At 53.4% G+C, this 1,301-nt stretch carries 1 protein-coding gene; it reads left to right on the forward strand.

Annotated elements, in window-relative coordinates:
• The coding region (gene glgP / locus JKK62_RS09965; RefSeq protein ID WP_201427762.1) for a glycogen/starch/alpha-glucan family phosphorylase at positions 1 to 1,301 on the forward strand (1,301 nt) is incomplete at both ends.

Here is a 1,301-nt window from a genome sequence, read left to right on the forward strand (position 1 = left end):
AAGGAGAAGAACGACGCCGAGAATATCTCCAAGGTTCTCTATCCCAACGACAACAAGTACGAGGGCAAGGTGCTCAGACTCAAGCAGCAGTACTTCTTCTGCTCCGCTTCGCTTCAGGATATTATCCGCCGCTACAAGGCTAAGCACGGCAATGATTTCAGCTTCTTCGCAAAAGAGAACGCTATCCAGCTCAACGATACTCACCCCGTATCCTGCGTTCCCGAGCTCGTAAGACTTCTCCAGATCGAGGGCATGACCTTTGACGAGGCTTTCGAGATCGCGAGAAAGACCTGCTCCTACACCAACCACACCGTTCTCGGCGAGGCTCTCGAGAAGTGGCCTGCAGACCTGATGAACCAGGTTATCCCCGTAATCTACGACATCATCGCGCTCATCGCCAACAAGTGCCAGGAAGAGCTCACCGCTAAGGGCGTTTCCGAGGACAAGAAGGCTAAGATGCGCATTATCGACGGCAACGTTGTTCATATGGCAAGACTCGCAACCTATGCCGGCACCTATGTAAACGGCGTAGCACAGCTCCACACCGAGATCCTCAAGAGAGATCTTCTCAAGGAGTGGTACGAGGTATATCCCGAGCGTTTCCTCAACAAGACAAACGGTATCACACAGCGCCGCTGGCTGGGTCTTTGCAACCCCGAGCTGAGCGAGCTTATCACCAAGAAGGTCGGCTCCGACGAGTGGCTCACCGACCTCTCCAAGCTCTCTGTTCTCAACAAATGCCTCGACGCGAGAACCATCAACAAGTTCAACGACATCAAGGCTACAAAGAAGAAGCAGCTCGCCGAGTACATCAAGAAGATGGACGGCTATGATATCAACCCCGACACCATCTTTGACGTACAGGTAAAGCGTCTCCACGAGTACAAGAGACAGCTCCTCAACGCCTTCTCGATCATGGCTATCTACTTCCGCCTCAAGGAAGGCAAGCTGCCCAACTGGACTCCTACAACCTTCATCTTCGGCGCGAAGGCTGCTCCCGGCTATGCGAGAGCAAAGGCTATCATCAAGTACATCACCGAGATCGCTAACCTCGTAAACAACGATCCCGATACAAAGGACAAGCTCCAGGTTTACTTCATCTCCAACTACAACGTATCCTACGCTGAGAAGATCGTTGTCGCTGCCGATATCTCCGAGCAGACCTCGACCGCTGGCCTCGAGGCTTCCGGTACAGGCAACATGAAGTTCATGCTCAACGGTGCCGTTACCCTCGGCACATGGGACGGCGCGAACATCGAGATCGCTGAGTGCGCAGGCGAAGAGAACGAGTACATCTTCGG

This window comes from Ruminococcus difficilis, from assembly GCF_016680995.1.